Origin of the sequence: Mycolicibacterium sarraceniae (genome assembly GCF_010731875.1) — a bacterium.
Lineage (GTDB): Bacteria > Actinomycetota > Actinomycetes > Mycobacteriales > Mycobacteriaceae > Mycobacterium > Mycobacterium sarraceniae.
Window position 1 is genome coordinate 3,411,736 of record NZ_AP022595.1, and the last position, 14,710, is coordinate 3,426,445.

Below are 14,710 nucleotides of genomic sequence, written 5' to 3' on the forward strand. Positions count from 1 at the left end.
ATGGCCGGCCCTGTTGAGCGGGTCCTCAGTGAGGACGTGCCCGGCGCTCCCGATGACGTTCGGGCCCACTACGTCGATCTGGACAACATCAAAGATGTCCACCCGTTGATGGTATCGGTCGAGAGCCTGTCGCGTACCGATACCAGTGACGGCTACATACAGGTCTACCGCGTCCGCGACCGCATTCCGCTGGGTATCGCCACCCTGCCGATCACGTACACCGCGCGCCTCGAGGTGCCCTCGGTCGGCCCGGTGCTCACCGAGTCCCGGCAATTTCCGGCGGTCCAACTGTGCTCGGTGGTCTCCTTCGACCCGATACCGGGCGGCACCCGGCTGACCGAACGGATCCGGTTCACCGCGCCGTGGCCGCTGCTGGCCGTCACCGTCCGCCAGGCGGTCGACGCTCACAACGAGATGCTGGCCGGCATCCGCCGGACCTTTGAAGCCAGGATCTAACCCGCGGTCTTGCCGTTATCGACGTTGTAGACCGCCCCATGGATGGTGACGGCGTCATCGCTGGCCAGGAACGCGATCACCTTCGCCACATCGACCGGCGCCATCATTCCGCGAGGCGCGGCGATCCGCATGATCAGGTTCCAGTCCGCGTCATCTGGCGTCTTGAACTCGGTCACCTGCGGGGTGAGCATCCCGCCCGGGCAGATCACGTTCACTCGCAACTGCTTTTTGGTGTACTCGATCGCCAGCGCCTTGGTCATGCCGACCAGCCCGTGCTTGGCGGCGCAGTATGCCGCCGAGTAGACCTCGCCCTCGATACCGGCGATGGAGGCGACGTTGACGATGTTGCCGCCGACCTCCAGCAGGTGCGGCAGTGCGGCCCGGATCAAATAGAACGGCCCGTTGAGGTTGACCGCAAGGTCGTAGTCCCAGTCCTCATCGGTGACCGACGTCGTGTTGCGCATCTGGTGAAAGCCCGCCGCGTTCACCAGCACGTCGACGCGGCCAAAGCGTTCGGCACACTCGGCGACGGCGTCGCGGCAGGCCTGCGCACTGGTGATGTCGACCGATGCGTACGCACCGCCGGGAACCGATTCGAACACCGTCGCCATCCGTTCGGAGTCGCGTGCGATACCGAATACCGTGGCTCCGCGCTCGGCGAACAGTTGCGCCGTCGCGGCCCCGAGGCCTGACGACGCGCCCGTTACCAGCGCGACTTTCCCGTTCAGCTGTGTCATAGCCCGACCCTTTCTGCGGGGCTAGGCGTGAACATCCTTGAGCCCCACTGCGTTGCGCAGTCCCGAGCAGTTGTAGCACCCGACACAACCGGCGCAGTCGGTGCATCGGGCACAGCCGATGCAGCCCCTGCAGCGATTGCACGCGACACAGGCCAGGCACGCCACGCACGACATCGATCGCGCTGAACGTAGAGCCGTCGTGCCAGGTGACTCCGGGGCACAGGCGGAAGGTCCAGGCCAGGAGCACGGCGACGATGAAGACAGCGGATGACCCGCTATCGGCTGCACTGTAACCAGTTGGGTGTGTGCCGCAGAAGCTTGATTGCGAGCGCATCAGGCTGGGTATCGTCAGGGGGTGCCGTCCAGACCGATGCGTACCGTCCCGGGTGCCACCGACCACGTCGTCGTGGTCGGCGCTGGCCTGTCGGGGCTCTCCGCTGCGCTACACCTGGCTGGTCGCGGCCGCTCGGTGACCGTGCTTGAGCGCCATTTGTTCCCGGGCGGACGTATGGGCCAGGCCGATATCGCCGGTTACCGGATCGACACCGGCCCGACTGTGCTGACCATGCCCGACATCATCGCCGACGCGTTCGCCGCGGTCGGCGCGTCGATGGCCGACCATCTCGAACTCATGCCCGTCGAGCCCGCCTATCGGGCCAGCTTCGCCGACGGCAGCACGTTGGACGTGCACCCCGACGCCGCCGCGATGGCCGCCGCGATCGAGGACTTCGCCGGACCCGAGCAGGCCGCCGGCTATCTGCGGCTGCGCGGCTGGCTCACCGAGCTCTACCGGCTGGAGTTCGACGGCTTCATCGCTGCTAACTTCGCCTCACCGCTGTCCCTGCTGACCCCGCAGCTGGCCCGGCTGGCCGCGATCGGCGGCTTCCGCGGTTGGGAGCCAATGGTGAGCCGGTTCGTCACCGACGAAAGGGTGCAGCGGATCTTCACGTTCCAGGCGCTCTACGCCGGTGTGCCGCCGCAGCGGGCCCTGGCCGCCTATGCGGTGATCGCCTACATGGATACTGTTGCCGGCGTGTACTTTCCGCGCGGAGGTATGCGCGCGGTTCCCGAGGCGATGGCTGCCGTCGCCGCCGCGGCGGGAGTGCAATTCCACTACGGGTCTACGGTCACCGCACTGGAACGCAGCGGCTCGCGAGTGAGCGCCGTGATCTCCCCACAGGGCCGGATTCCTTGTGACGCCGTCGTCCTCACGACGGAGCTGCCTCTGACCTACCGGCTGCTGGGGCGCGCACCGCGCCGCCTGGTCAAGGTGCGTCCGGCGCCGTCGGCGCTGGTGGCCCACGTCGGCGTCCCTGCCGTCGGCGACCACCTGGCGCATCACAACATCAGCTTCGGGGGTAAGTGGGCCGGCACGTTCGACGAGATCATCCGTTCCGGGGTGTTGATGAGCGATCCGTCGCTGCTGGTGACCAGGCCGACGGCGGGGGATCCCAGCCTCGCCCCGCCCGGGCGCGACCTGCTCTACATTCTGGCCCCGGCCCCGAATCTCGAAAAGGGCGTTGTTGATTGGGATTTGAACGGGCAGGACTACGCCAACGAGGTGGTGGCCACTGCGGTGGCACGGCTGATGCCGGGGCTGGACGCGGAGATTCTCGACGTGGTGACACCTGCAGACTGGGCCCGCCAGGGCATGGCCGCAGGTACGCCGTTCGCGCTGGCGCACACCTTTGCCCAGACCGGCCCGTTCCGGCCGGCCAATACCGTTCGGGGCATCGACAACGCCGTGCTGGCCGGCGGCTCGACAGTGCCGGGCGTGGGGATGCCCACCGCGCTCATCTCCGGGCGGCTGGCCGCCGACCGAGTCACGGGGGCCGTCCCCGACCCGTCCGACACCCGCACCATCCTCAGCTCGGGAAGCAGGTAGTGATGATCCACACCGAGTTACACGCCGCCGGGATCGACGATTCCCGGTTACGGGAGTCCTATCGGTACTGCCGGCGGCTGAATGCCGAGCACGGCCGGACCTATTTCCTGGCCACCCGGCTGCTGACCCCGTCACAGCGGCCGGCAGTGCATGCGCTGTATGGGTTCGCCCGCTACGCCGATGACATCCTCGACGATATGGATGATGAAGCCAGCCCGGCCGAGCGCGAGCAGCGGCTCGACCGGCTGTCGGCCAAGTTCTTCACCGGCACCGCCGACGAGTCGGAGCCGGTGCTGGCCGCAGTGCTGCACACCGTGCACACCTACCGCATCCCGTTGGATCTGTTCGGTGATTTCCTGACATCCATGCGAATGGACCTGACGATCACCGACTATCCGGACCGCGCGGCGCTCAACCGCTACATGCGGGGTTCGGCTGCCGTCATCGGTTTGGAAATGTTGCCGATCCTCGGAACCGTCGGCGCAGCAGGCGAGGCCGCGCCGTACGCCGAGGCGTTGGGCCAGGCGTTCCAGCTGACCAATTTTCTCCGTGACGTCGATGAGGATCTGGAACGCAACCGGGTCTACCTACCGGCGGACGAACTCGCGGCATTCGACGTGGACCGCGACGTTCTGACGTGGTGTCACCAACACCACCAGACCGATCCCAAGGTCCGCCGCGCACTGTCGGCCCAGCACGATGTCGCCCGCACGGTCTACCGCGAGGCGCGTAAAGGTATCGCGTTGCTCGCCCCGGAGTCCAGACCCTGTGTGGCGACAGCGTTCACGCTGTACTCCGAAATTCTCGACCGCATCGAGGCCATCGACTTCGCGGTGTTCAGCCAGCGTGCGTCGGTGAGCCTGGGACGGCGGCTGAGGGTCTTCTCCTCCGGCCTGATTCGGGCCCATCGTGCCCGCGGGTACGGTGCGGCCTGATGGATCATTGGCAGTACCTGATCGTGCTAGGCGCCTGCCTCCTGATCACCGCTCCGCTGGAGTTCCTCGGTGCCGGGGTCTATCGCCAGCCGGTGCGCCTGCTGCTGTCGGTCGGTCCGGTGGCGGCGGTCTTTGTCATGTGGGACGCGATCGCGATCGCCGGCCAGGTGTGGAGCTACAACCCGCGCTACATCAGCGGAGTCGACGTCGGATTCTCGATTCCGTTGGAGGAGTTGCTGTTCTTCATCGTGATCCCGATCTGTGGCCTGCTGACCTATTCGGCGGTCAGCACCATCCTCGGGGCGCTGCGGGGCCGCCGATGACCGGGCTCGGCTACACCCTGCCCGCCGTCGTCGCGGTCCTCGCGGTCCTCGCGCTGGAACTGGCCGTCTTGCGCACCGGGCTGTTCGGCAAGGTCGAATACTGGATTTCTATGGCCATCGTGGTGGCATTCCAGGTGCTCGTCGATGGCTGGCTCACCAAGCTGTCCGCACCGATCGTCATCTACAACGAGCAGCACAGCACCGGGGTGCGGTTCCCGTGGGACATCCCGGTGGAGGACTTCCTGTTCGGCTGGGCGATGGTCACCGCGGTGTTGCTGCTGTGGGAGAGGCAACGGCCCCGCCCCAACAACGAAGTTGGGGATCAGTAATGGCCATAGATGTGCCCGGTGCCTTCGATGTGGGCGCTCGCGCCTACGACAAGCTGGTCGGCGCGAACCCCGGCTATCACGACCACCTGAGAATCTCCGCGCGGCGGATGCGTATTCCGCGCGGGGGCCGCGGCCTTCGACTGCTCGACGCCGGGTGCGGGACGGGAGCGTCCACGGCGGCGCTGCTGGAGGCGGCGCCGCATGCCGAGATCATCGCGGTCGACGCGTCGGCCGGCATGCTCGCCGAGGCCAGTGTGAAGTCTTGGCCGGCAGCGGTCCGGTTCGTGCACAGCCCGATCGAAGCCGTCGCCGAGGCGGGGGTGCACGGCCCGTTCGACGGCATCTTCGCCGCCTACCTGTTGCGGAACCTGGCCGACCCCGATGCCACGCTGAGTGCATTTCGCCAGCTGCTTCGCCCAGGCGGGACGCTGGCCGTGCACGAGTACTCGGTGCGAGATTCGCGAGCAGCCCAAGCGATCTGGAACGCGGTCTGCTGGGGCATCATCATTCCGTCCGGCTGGCGGCAGACTCGCGACAGCGCCCTCTACCGACACCTATGGCGCAGCGTCAACGCGTTCGATGGGGCCGCTGCCTTCCAACGGCGGCTGGCCGCAGCGGGTTTCACCGGTGTGCACAGTGAAACGATGCCCGGTTGGCAGCGCGATATCGTGCACACCTTCGTAGCGGATGCGCCGCGGTGATCGACGGCCGTCGCGTTACGCACCCGGCCCCCGATGGGGCGCCGCACGCCAAGGCGTCACCGCGCAAGCCGCATGTCGTGGTCGTGGGGGGCGGCGTCGCGGGTTTGGCGGCAGCGACGGGCCTCGCCGAACGAGGTGTCTCCGTAGAGCTCCTGGAACGCCAGGAGTACCTCGGTGGGCGGGTCGGGGGCTGGACCGACGAGCTGGCTGACGGCACACCGGTGGCGAATAACCGCGGCTTTCACGCGTTCTTCCGCCAGTACTACAACCTGCGCGCGTTGTTACGCCGCGCTGACCCCGACCTCGAGCGGCTCCGCGCGGTCGAGGACTACCCGCTCATCGACGGCCATGGCCGCCGCGACACCTTCCGGGGGTTACCGAAGACGCCGCCATGGAACGCATTGGCTTTCGCCCTGCGCAGCCCCACGTTCCGGGTGCGGGATCTGGTGCGGCTCAACGCCGTTGCGGCCGCGCCGCTGGTCGCCGTCTCGGTACCCGAGATCTATGATCAACTCGACGAGCTCGATGCCGAAACGTTCTTGACGGACATCAATTTTCCGGCCGCTGCCCGCCACTTGGCCTTCGAGGTGTTCGCGCGCAGCTTCTTCGCCAGACCGGAGCGACTCTCGGCCGCTGAACTGGCGACCATGTTCCACATCTACTTCCTGGGCTCCAGTGAAGGGCTGGTCTTCGACGTCGCTGAGTCGAACTTCGACACCGCACTGTGGGAACCGTTGGGCCAGTACCTGATCAGTCAAGGGGTGCGGTTGCGCACCGAAGTGTCCGCGGAATCGGTCAGCGTGGGCGGCACCCGGACCCTGCAGGTGCATGATTCGACCGGACGGACCGTCGACGCCGACGGTGTGGTCTTGGCCGCCGACACAGCCGGGCTGCAACGAATCGTGGCCGCCTCACCGGGGCTGGGTGATGACGGCTGGCGCAGGCAGGTGTCGCAGTTGCGCACCGCGCCGCCCTTCGCCGTGCAGCGGCTCTGGCTGGACCAGCCGGTGGACACCGGGCGGCCCGCGTTCCTCGGGACCGGCGGTCTGGCCCCCATCGACAACATCAGTGTGGTCAGCAATTACGAAGTCCAGTCCGCGGAATGGGCGCGCGTCCATCATGGTTCGGTGCTCGAGGTGCACTCCTATTCCGTGGGCGAGCCGCCAGAGGCCGACGAGTTGCGGCAGCGTATGCTGGGCCGCCTGTACCAGCTGTACCCGGAGACCGCGACGGCGCGCATCGTAGGGGAGACGCTCTTGATTCGCGACGACTGTCCGTTGTTCAGTCCGGGCGCTTTCGCCGATCGGCCGACGGTCGACACGCCGACAGGTGGTCTGATGCTGGCCGGCGATGGTATTCGCATCGACCTGCCGGTGGCCTTGATGGAGCGGGCAGCCACCACCGGATGGTCGGCGGCCAACCGACTGTTGTCCGGCTGGGGCGTGGAAGGTCATACGTTGCACACCGTTCCGGTGGGGGGTCGCTCACCGGTACTGCGCTGGCTGGCGGGCCGGGAAGGGCGCGCGTCATGAACCTGCGGTCCCGTATGAAAACCCTTCCGCTGCAGGTTATTCCCAAGGCGAACTGGGCGGCTCAGCGTCCCACCTACCAGGATGCGGAGCCCGCGCTGATCAACGCGGCGCTCAAGCGTGCCGAAGCCCGGCCCAGCGGCAACTGGTATGTGTTCGCCCCCAGTGCCGCAGTCCGCGCGGACCGGCCGTTCGGCGCCCGGGTCGGCGGGATCGAGATCGTGGCCTGGCGCGATCAGCAGCGCCACGTGCATGTCGGGTCCGCGGCCTGCCCGCATCTCGGCGCCGACCTGGCCGGCGGCAAGATCGACTGCGGCGCGCTGATCTGCCCGTGGCACGGCCTGCGCCTCGACGGCACGCGGGAGTTCGGCTGGAAGCCGTTGCCCGTCTTCGACGACGGTGTACTGGTGTGGGTGCGACTCGACGGTGTCGGGGGGGAAGCGCCACTGGACTCCCCGGTGATCCCGGTTCGTCCCACCGGAGCACGTCTGGCGGCGGTCGCCCGGGTGGAGGGTGTCTGCGAACCATCCGACGTCATCGCCAACCGGCTCGACCCTTGGCATGGCGCGTGGTTCCACCCTTACTCGTTCACCCAGCTCGAGGTGCTCAGCGCACCGGCGGTCGACGCCGACGACGACGCCGACCGATTCCTGGTGGCGGTCACCTTCCGAATGGGACGCCTCGGTGTGCCGGTGATCGCCGAATTCACCGCGCCGGAACCACGGACGATCGTCATGCGGATCGTCGACGGCGAGGGTGCCGGCAGCGTCGTCGAGACCCATGCCACCCCAGTCGGACCCGGACCGGACGGGCGCCCGCGGACGGCGGTCATCGAAGCTGTCGTCGCACAATCCGACCGGACCGGATTCCACCGCGCACTGCGCGTCGCACCCGTGATCACGTCGTTGATGCGGCTGGCGGCTGCCCGGCTGTGGCGCGACGACCTGGCCTACGCCGAACGTCGATTCGCACTGCGGGACAGGTCTTCCGGCTAATCCGCGGGTACGAGGATCGTCTTGCCCGGCAGACGGCCTGCATCGGTGCCATCGGTGTCCATCGGCATCAGGCCGGGCTTTTGGAGTCCGACGGGCCACCTCGCTCGGCTGCGCCGCGCAAAAGCCGCACTTCCAAGGATCGGGACAAGTGAGCGGATATTGCACGACGCGCGGTTAGTCTCCAGCCATGGCGAAGCGAATCGTGGTCTGGGGTACTGGTTTTGTCGGCCGGATGGTCATCCCCGAAGTCGTGGCGCACCCCGAGTTCGAGCTGGTCGGGGTTGGTGTCAGCAATCCTGCCAAGGTCGGTGTCGATGTCGGGACGATCTGCGATATGCCCGAAATCGGCCTGGCGGCCACCGATGACGTCGACGCGCTGATCGCGCTGAAGCCCGATGCGCTGGTGCATTACGGGCCGACCGCCGCGCACGCCGACGCCAACATCGATCTCATCTCACGGTTCCTGCGCGCCGGTATCGACGTGTGCTCGACGGCGATGACGCCGTGGGTGTGGCCGAAGATGCACCTGAATCCGCCGAATTGGATCGACCCGATCACTCAGGCCTGCGAGGCGGGACAGGCATCGTGCTTCACCACGGGGATCGATCCCGGCTTCGCCAATGACCTGTTCCCGATGACGCTGATGGGTCTGGCCTCCCAGGTGCGCTTGGTCCGGGCCTCGGAGCTGCTGGACTACACGAACTACGAGGGTGACTATGAACTCGAGATGGGCATCGGCCGCGAGCCCGAGTTCAAGCCACTGCTGGAGAACTCCGACATCCTGGTGTTCGCCTGGGGCGCGACGGTGCCGATGATCGCCTACGCCGCCGGCATCGAGCTCGACGAGATCACCACCACCTGGGAGAAGTGGGTGACCCCGACTGAGCGTAAGACCGTGAAGGGTGTCATCCCGGCCGGGAACGTCGCCGCGGTGCGGTTCACCATCAACGGCATCTACCAGGGCGAAACCCGGATCCAGCTGGAACACGTCAACCGCATCGGTCAGGACGCCGCCCCGGACTGGCCGTCGGGCACCCAGGACGACGTCTACCGAGTCGATATCCAGGGCACCCCCAGCATCGTCCAAGAGACCGCGTTTAGGTTCACAGACGGTTCCGGGCGTGACGCCGCGACCGCGGGCTGCCTGTCGACCGGACTGCGTGCGCTCAATGCCGTTCCGGCCGTCAACGAACTGCCCGCGGGCTGGGTCACACCGCTGGAACTGCCCCTGATCCCGGGGCGCGGCACGATTCGCTGAGTAACGGCCCGGACATCTTTGGAGAATCCAAAGTGCGGCGCTGGGGCTACCCGCCTGTCGCGGGAGCCTGGATTGGACGACATGACGGACCCAACGAGGCCAGCGGTTGGCCTGGTCCGAGGCGCCCGATGCTGGACTTCGAGCCCGGTCCCGACCCCGACAATTCCGCCGATTCCCGTTCTGCCGCAAATCTACGTGCAGACGCCGTCAGGCTGAGCGGCGCCGCTTGGACAGGACCGCGATGGCCAACGGAATGGACATCGGCGCGGGCGCCGCGGCCAGCCGTGCCGCGACCGCCGTCTCCAGCTGTTCGACGAATTCTCGACGTAGCTTGGTGCGTCGGTCTCGCCCCGAACCGGCGTCGGCGTCGACGTTCAGCGCGGCAGCCAGGATCGGAAACATCGAAGTACGAAGGAATTCAGCCCAATTCGCGCCAAAGGCCCGTTCGTTGTTGTCGCTCTGGAATTGTGAGAAGAACCGGTCTTCGCCGTTCACCATCTCGATGTGCTCGATCTCGAGGCCCTCGAATCGCCCCGACGGCGCAAACGGCGCCCGAAAGTCCTTCTCGTCGCGGCCAATCGATGGGATCGACATACGGCGCACCTCGTCGGAGGTGATCACACCGTCATCGACGAAGTGCGCGAGTGTCGACATGATCGCGTCGAACGCGGCCGTGAATCCCGAAGTGCCGTCGGGTGCCAGGCCGACGGTCAGCACCACCAGCCGGCCTCCGGGTGCCAGCTCGCGGCCACGGAAGGCGACGAAGTCGCGCCAGTCCCCGGCGGCCTGGCGGGCGTAGGCGCGACGGGCCTCATCGTCGGTGCTGTGCGAGATCTCCACGTGGTCGGGGATCGGCATCGGCACCCTGCGCAGCCAGTGGATGGCCCAGGAACTCCACCCCAGCGCGATGCTGTCCGACGGCAGGATCTGGGTATAGAACGAGCGGCCGATCACCGAGGCGTAGGTGGTGGAGTCTTTTTTGAGGTAGCTGTCCTGATCGTCGGACAGCGTGGAGAACAGTGCGGTGAAGTCGTTGCCGGGCACATCGGTATGCGCCACCAGGATGGCGTGATCGGAGCGAGTCCGCTTGCGGATGACGGCGATCGCCGCGCTGATTGGCACCAGCGAGTTGTAGCCCGTCGACGCTCCATAGTCGGCGATGGCGATGGGCTGCGGTGCCCTCGGGATCGCGATGCTGCGCGCGGATTCCTCGAAAAGGTTGGTGGCAGGCCGCAATCCAGCCGCTTGCAGCCGGGAGGACTCGGTATAGGTGTGGCTGTCCATCGGTACGGGACGCACCACATTGCTGGACTCGCGCATATCAGCTCTTGCGACGGCGGTGCAGCAACAGCCCGACCACGATCCCCACCACCAGCATCGCGGTCAGCAACAGCCACATCGGATACTCGACGTAGATCCACAGGATCTGTACCCGCTGGCGCGTGCGGTTCTGGGCGATGAATATCGCCGCCAGCACCACCAGGGTGATGGCCAGCCAGTAGCGCAGGGCGAAACGTCGCACCGAACCGCCCGCGGGCCTGGCGACTTCTTCTGGAACCATGACAACCTCCCGTTTGGCTGTAGGAGATTGACGCTAGTCGTTGTCCGCTAATTTGTCGGATAACTCACGCCGGTGAGCTGTTCGGACAATTGCCACAGCCATCGGCAGTCCTCGGTGACACCGCCGCCGGCCAGTTCCTGGAAGCCGCGGGGGCCGTAGAACTCGGTGCCCCGCGTCTTCGGGTCGACCGCCGCACAGAGCACCGGCTGGATTTCTTCGTCGACCTCCTGCCACATGAAAGGCAGCTAGCGCCAGCTGAACTGGTAAAAGCGGGTCATTGCCGTGGGCTTCTCATGGCGAATGTGACCGGCAGGGTTGGGCTCGCCGGTGTGGCAACGGCATTCGGGGCGCTGGGCGATCCCGAGGTGCGCGCGAAGATCCTCATCGATCCGCGCAGTGCGGTGACTTGTCCTTAACGGCCTTACGAGCCCTTCTTCACCCAGTCGTCATAGTGCACCAGTTCGTCGCCGATACGGGTGGTATCGCCGTGTCCGGTGTAGACGACGGTGTCGGCGGGCAGCTTGCCCAGCTTGTCCTTGATCGACCCGAGGATCGTCGGGAAGTCGGAGAACGAGCGGCCGGTCGCACCGGGGCCACCCTGGAACAGCGTGTCGCCCGAGAACACCGCGCCGAGCGCCGGGGCATAGAGGCAGATGGAGCCAGGGGAGTGCCCAGGGGTGGCGATGGCATGCAGCTCGATACCGTCGGCCTTCAGGGCCTGGCCGTCTTCGATGGTGCGGAACGGTGTGTCGCCGTGCGTCATTCGCCACAACATGTCATCGGCCGGGTTCAGCAGAACCGGGGCGTCGAGATCGGCGGACAGCTGCGGCGCGACGGTGATGTGGTCATTGTGGCCGTGCGTGCACACCACCGCGACGACATGACGGTTGCCGACCGCGTCTTCGATGGCCTTGGCGTTATGGGCGGCATCGATGACGATCACCTCGGAGCCGTCACCGACGATCCAGATGTTGTTGTCGACTTCCCAACTGCCACCGTCGAGTTCGAAGGTGCCGCGGGTGACGACCCGCTCGATACCGGCCATCAGAGCACGACTACCGAGCGCAGAACCTCACCGGCGTGCATTTTGTGGAAGGCGTCTTCGATGGTGTCCAGTCCGATGCGTTCGGAGACGAATTTCTCCAGCGGGAGCCGGCCCTGGCGGTACAGGCTGATCAGGGTGGGGAAGTCGCGTTCGGGTAGACAGTCGCCGTACCAGGCGGACTTCAGCGATCCGCCGCGGGAGAAGAAGTCGACCAGCGGCATTTCGAGTTTCATATCGGGGGTCGGAACACCCACTAGCACAACGGTTCCGGCCAGATCGCGGGCGTAGAACGCCTGCTTCCAGGTTTCCGGGCGGCCGACGGCGTCGATTACCACGTCGGCCCCGAACCCGTCGGTCAGATCCTGGATTGTTTCGACGGCGTCGAGTTCCTTGGCGTTGATCGTGTGGGTGGCGCCGAACTCGCGGGCCCACTCGAGCTTCTTGTTATCGGTGTCGACGGCGATGATCTTGCGCGCGCCGACCAAGGCGGCCCCGGCGATCGCGGCGTCACCGACACCGCCGCATCCGATCACCGCGACGGTGTCATCTCGGCCGATCGCGCCGGTGTTGACCGCCGCACCCAGGCCGGCCATCACCCCACACCCGAGCAGGCCCGCGACGGCGGGATCGGCCTCGGGATCGACCTTGGTGCACTGTCCCTCGTGGACCAGGGTCTTGTCGGCGAACGCGCCGATACCGAGGGCCGGCGTCAGCTCGGTGCCGTCGGTCAACGTCATCTTCTGGGTCGCGTTGTGGGTGTCGAAGCAGTACCACGGGCGGCCGCGTTTGCAGGCGCGGCACTGACCGCACACCGCGCGCCAGTTCAGGATCACGAAGTCACCGGCCTCGACGTTGGTGACGCCTGCGCCGATCGATTCGACGGTGCCGGCGGCCTCGTGGCCGAGCAGGAAGGGGTACTCGTCGTTGATACCGCCCTCACGATAGGTCAGATCGGTATGGCAGACCCCGCACGCGATGACCTTGACCACCACCTCGCCGGGACCGGGGTCGGGGATGACAATATCGACCAATTCGACGGGCTGCTTCTTGGATCGGGAAATCACACCACGCACTGTCTGGCTCATGGGCCAAACATTAGCGCGACGGATGCGGAATGCGCCGCGCCCGTCCCGTTCGGAAGATACGGTAATGGCTTGCCTATCGCGAGAGTCGAAACGCAGACCGACCTGCTGGTCATGGCCCGTGTCGCCGATCGGGTCGGTGACTTCGAAACCAGCTACTCGGCATTCTCCCGGGTAGGTTCGGTGGGCCCGTTGGCCCTCGACGATCTCGACGCGATGGCGAGTGCTGCGGGCGCGCTCGGCCATGGCCGCGAGGCCACTCGGGTCGGCGAACTCGTCTACGTCCGGCTGACGCGAACCGATCCCAACGCGGCGGCGGGCAAGGCCCTCGAACTCGGTGCGGCGTGGTTGTCGCGGGGTGAGTGGGCTGTCGGCCAGAGCTGGATCCGCCGCGCACGCGACCTGCTGGCCGGGGCGCCCGAGAGCCCAGCACTGGTGCAGCTGACCTATCTGGAGACGGTGATGTCGGTGTTGAGCGGCGACGCCGATCTGGCGGCCGAACGCTCGGCGGTTTTACGTGAGATGTCGTTGGCGGGCACGTCGACGGCGGTCGCCGGTGAGGTGTACTACCAACTTGGTGAGGTGCGGCGTCGGCGCGGTGATCTCGACGGTGCGTTCGCGGCGTATGCCAGGGCCCAGGAGTTGGGTGTCGTGCCGCAGCCCGGTGCGGCGTTGGTGCGCTGTGCGCTGGGCGATCTGGCGGCCGCCCGCGCGGAGGTGCGGGCGGCGATCGCGGCGGTCGACCGGGCTGACCTGCCCCGGCTGCTGCGGGGTGCGATCCAGATCGCCTTGGCCGGAAGCGATCTCGATGAGGCTGAGCGCTATCTGGGCGAGCTCGAGTCCGTCGGCGCGGTCGACAATCTGCTGCGCGGAGCGGTGCTGGTGCGCCGGGGCCGCTATCGCGAAGCGGTGACGGTGTTGCAATCGGCGCTGCGGGAATCCGGGTACGAGGCGACCGATGCCTACGAGTGGTTGGCGCAGGCGCGCCGCGGTCTCGGACCGTCTGGCCGGTAGCGTTCTCTGGGTGTCCACCCCACTCGACCATATCGCCGACTGGCCTGTGCCGGCGGCCGCCGCTGCGGTGGTGGGCCCCGCTGGAGTGATCGCCGAGTGCGGCGACACCGCTGCGCAGTTCCGGCTGGCGTCGGTGACCAAACCCCTCGCGGCGCGCGCTGCGCAGGTAGCGATCGAAGAGGGTGCGGTCGAGCTGGACACCCCGGCCGGTCCGCCGGGCAGCACCGTCCGGCATCTTCTGGCGCACGCCTCCGGGCTGTCCGTGCACTCCGCCGAGGTGATGGCCGAACCCGGCACGCGGCGGGTCTACTCGAACTACGGCTTCCAGGTGCTGGCCGAGACGATCGAGGTGGGCACGGGCATCGAATTTGGCCAGTACCTGACCGAAGCGGTGTTCGAGCCGCTGGGCATGGCTGCGTCCCGGTTGGACGAGGGTGCGGCAGCGGCGGGCTACGGCGCGGTGTCGACGGTGGCCGACCTGGCGGTCTTCGTGCAGGACCTGCTGGTGCCGCGGACAGTGTCGGCCCAGCTGCATGAATGCGCGACCACCGTGCAGTTCGAGGGCCTGAGCGGGGTGTTGCCCGGCTTTGGAGTTCAGCGGCCCAATGACTGGGGGTTGGGCTTCGAGATCCGGGACGGGAAGTCACCCCACTGGACGGGGTTTGCTAACTCTGCGCGGACCTTCGGTCACTTCGGTCAGACCGGCACGTTCCTGTGGGTGGACCCGGAACGGGCATTGTCGCTGGTAGTGCTCACGGACCGGGATTTCGGCGAGTGGGCCAAGCCCTTGTGGCCGGCGATCTCTGATGAAGTTCTGAGAGTGTACGGAGCGAACTAGCGCAACACGGGCCCCACAAGGC

General features: G+C 66.9%; 17 protein-coding genes and 1 pseudogene. 12 read left to right on the plus strand and 6 right to left on the minus strand.

All coding sequences use genetic code 11. The features are described 5' to 3' along the window. Positions 1-456, plus strand: a complete 456-nt coding sequence (locus G6N13_RS17070) for an SRPBCC family protein (RefSeq protein WP_163698861.1) — start codon at positions 1-3, stop codon at positions 454-456. Here the strand turns inward: G6N13_RS17070 and G6N13_RS17075 are convergent. Then, positions 453-1,193: an SDR family NAD(P)-dependent oxidoreductase gene (locus G6N13_RS17075; RefSeq protein WP_163698863.1), complete on the minus strand. Its 741-nt coding sequence runs from the start codon at positions 1,191-1,193 to the stop codon at positions 453-455. The genes G6N13_RS17070 and G6N13_RS17075 overlap by 4 nt on opposite strands. Before the next feature lie 370 nt (positions 1,194-1,563). On the opposite strand from G6N13_RS17075, the gene crtI reads away from it, so the two are divergent. The 8 genes from crtI to G6N13_RS17115 all read left to right on the plus strand — a co-directional run bounded on the left by crtI (position 1,564) and on the right by G6N13_RS17115 (position 9,148). After that, positions 1,564-3,078, plus strand: coding sequence for a phytoene desaturase family protein (gene crtI / locus G6N13_RS17080; protein ID WP_163702230.1), 1,515 nt, complete (start codon positions 1,564-1,566; stop codon positions 3,076-3,078). A gap of 2 nt (positions 3,079-3,080) precedes the next feature. After that, positions 3,081-4,013: a phytoene/squalene synthase family protein gene (locus tag G6N13_RS17085; protein WP_163698865.1), complete on the plus strand. Its 933-nt coding sequence runs from the start codon at positions 3,081-3,083 to the stop codon at positions 4,011-4,013. Continuing rightward, the gene (locus tag G6N13_RS17090; RefSeq protein ID WP_163698866.1) at positions 4,013-4,336 is read left to right on the plus strand and encodes a lycopene cyclase domain-containing protein; all 324 of its coding nucleotides are present in this window, start codon (positions 4,013-4,015) and stop codon (positions 4,334-4,336) included. Before G6N13_RS17085 ends, G6N13_RS17090 begins: the two co-directional genes overlap by 1 nt. Then, positions 4,333-4,665 (plus strand): lycopene cyclase domain-containing protein, encoded by a 333-nt coding sequence (locus tag G6N13_RS17095; protein WP_163698869.1) that lies wholly within the window; start codon positions 4,333-4,335, stop codon positions 4,663-4,665. Before G6N13_RS17090 ends, G6N13_RS17095 begins: the two co-directional genes overlap by 4 nt. Further along, entirely contained in the window at positions 4,665-5,366 is a 702-nt protein-coding gene (locus tag G6N13_RS17100; RefSeq protein WP_163698871.1) for a class I SAM-dependent methyltransferase, read from the plus strand. Before G6N13_RS17095 ends, G6N13_RS17100 begins: the two co-directional genes overlap by 1 nt. Further along, entirely contained in the window at positions 5,363-6,898 is a 1,536-nt protein-coding gene (locus tag G6N13_RS17105) for an FAD-dependent oxidoreductase (RefSeq protein WP_163698874.1), read from the plus strand. Before G6N13_RS17100 ends, G6N13_RS17105 begins: the two co-directional genes overlap by 4 nt. A gap of 14 nt (positions 6,899-6,912) precedes the next feature. Beyond that, positions 6,913-7,890, plus strand: coding sequence for a DUF5914 domain-containing protein (locus tag G6N13_RS17110; RefSeq protein WP_235677799.1), 978 nt, complete (start codon positions 6,913-6,915; stop codon positions 7,888-7,890). A gap of 187 nt (positions 7,891-8,077) precedes the next feature. After that, the gene (locus G6N13_RS17115) at positions 8,078-9,148 is read left to right on the plus strand and encodes an NAD(P)H-dependent amine dehydrogenase family protein (protein WP_163698878.1); all 1,071 of its coding nucleotides are present in this window, start codon (positions 8,078-8,080) and stop codon (positions 9,146-9,148) included. A gap of 207 nt (positions 9,149-9,355) precedes the next feature. On the opposite strand, the gene G6N13_RS17120 is transcribed toward G6N13_RS17115, so the two are convergent. From G6N13_RS17120 to G6N13_RS17130, 3 genes are read right to left on the minus strand one after another with little or no spacing between them, the layout of a single operon-like run. Then, on the minus strand, positions 9,356-10,468 hold the full coding sequence (locus tag G6N13_RS17120) for a class I SAM-dependent methyltransferase (protein WP_163698880.1): 1,113 nt from the start codon (positions 10,466-10,468) through the stop codon (positions 9,356-9,358). 1 nt (position 10,469) lies between these two features. Next, a complete protein-coding gene (locus G6N13_RS17125; RefSeq protein ID WP_163698882.1) occupies positions 10,470-10,709 on the minus strand; it encodes a DUF1049 domain-containing protein in 240 nt (79 codons plus the stop codon). Positions 10,710-10,756: 47 nt separating this feature from the next. Further along, positions 10,757-10,945 carry a hypothetical protein gene (locus G6N13_RS17130; RefSeq protein ID WP_179965001.1) on the minus strand — a complete coding sequence of 63 codons (189 nt, stop codon included), beginning with the start codon at positions 10,943-10,945 and terminating at the stop codon, positions 10,757-10,759. A 66-nt stretch (positions 10,946-11,011) separates the two neighbouring features. On the opposite strand from G6N13_RS17130, the pseudogene G6N13_RS25290 reads away from it, so the two are divergent. Next, a pseudogene (locus G6N13_RS25290) lies at positions 11,012-11,125 on the plus strand (hypothetical protein); the annotation flags it as partial. A gap of 5 nt (positions 11,126-11,130) precedes the next feature. Here the strand turns inward: G6N13_RS25290 and G6N13_RS17135 are convergent. Both G6N13_RS17135 and G6N13_RS17140 read right to left on the minus strand, forming a co-directional pair. Then, positions 11,131-11,754, minus strand: coding sequence for an MBL fold metallo-hydrolase (locus G6N13_RS17135; protein WP_163698884.1), 624 nt, complete (start codon positions 11,752-11,754; stop codon positions 11,131-11,133). Further along, the gene (locus G6N13_RS17140) at positions 11,754-12,839 is read right to left on the minus strand and encodes an S-(hydroxymethyl)mycothiol dehydrogenase (protein WP_163698885.1); all 1,086 of its coding nucleotides are present in this window, start codon (positions 12,837-12,839) and stop codon (positions 11,754-11,756) included. Before G6N13_RS17140 ends, G6N13_RS17135 begins: the two co-directional genes overlap by 1 nt. Before the next feature lie 69 nt (positions 12,840-12,908). Between G6N13_RS17140 and G6N13_RS17145 the strand changes: the two genes are divergently transcribed. Both G6N13_RS17145 and G6N13_RS17150 read left to right on the plus strand, forming a co-directional pair. Continuing rightward, positions 12,909-13,850 (plus strand): tetratricopeptide repeat protein, encoded by a 942-nt coding sequence (locus G6N13_RS17145; RefSeq protein WP_163698887.1) that lies wholly within the window; start codon positions 12,909-12,911, stop codon positions 13,848-13,850. A 10-nt stretch (positions 13,851-13,860) separates the two neighbouring features. Continuing rightward, complete coding sequence (locus tag G6N13_RS17150) at positions 13,861-14,688, plus strand: serine hydrolase domain-containing protein (protein WP_235677800.1); 828 nt, start codon at positions 13,861-13,863, stop codon at positions 14,686-14,688. Positions 14,689-14,710: the final 22 nt, after the last annotated feature.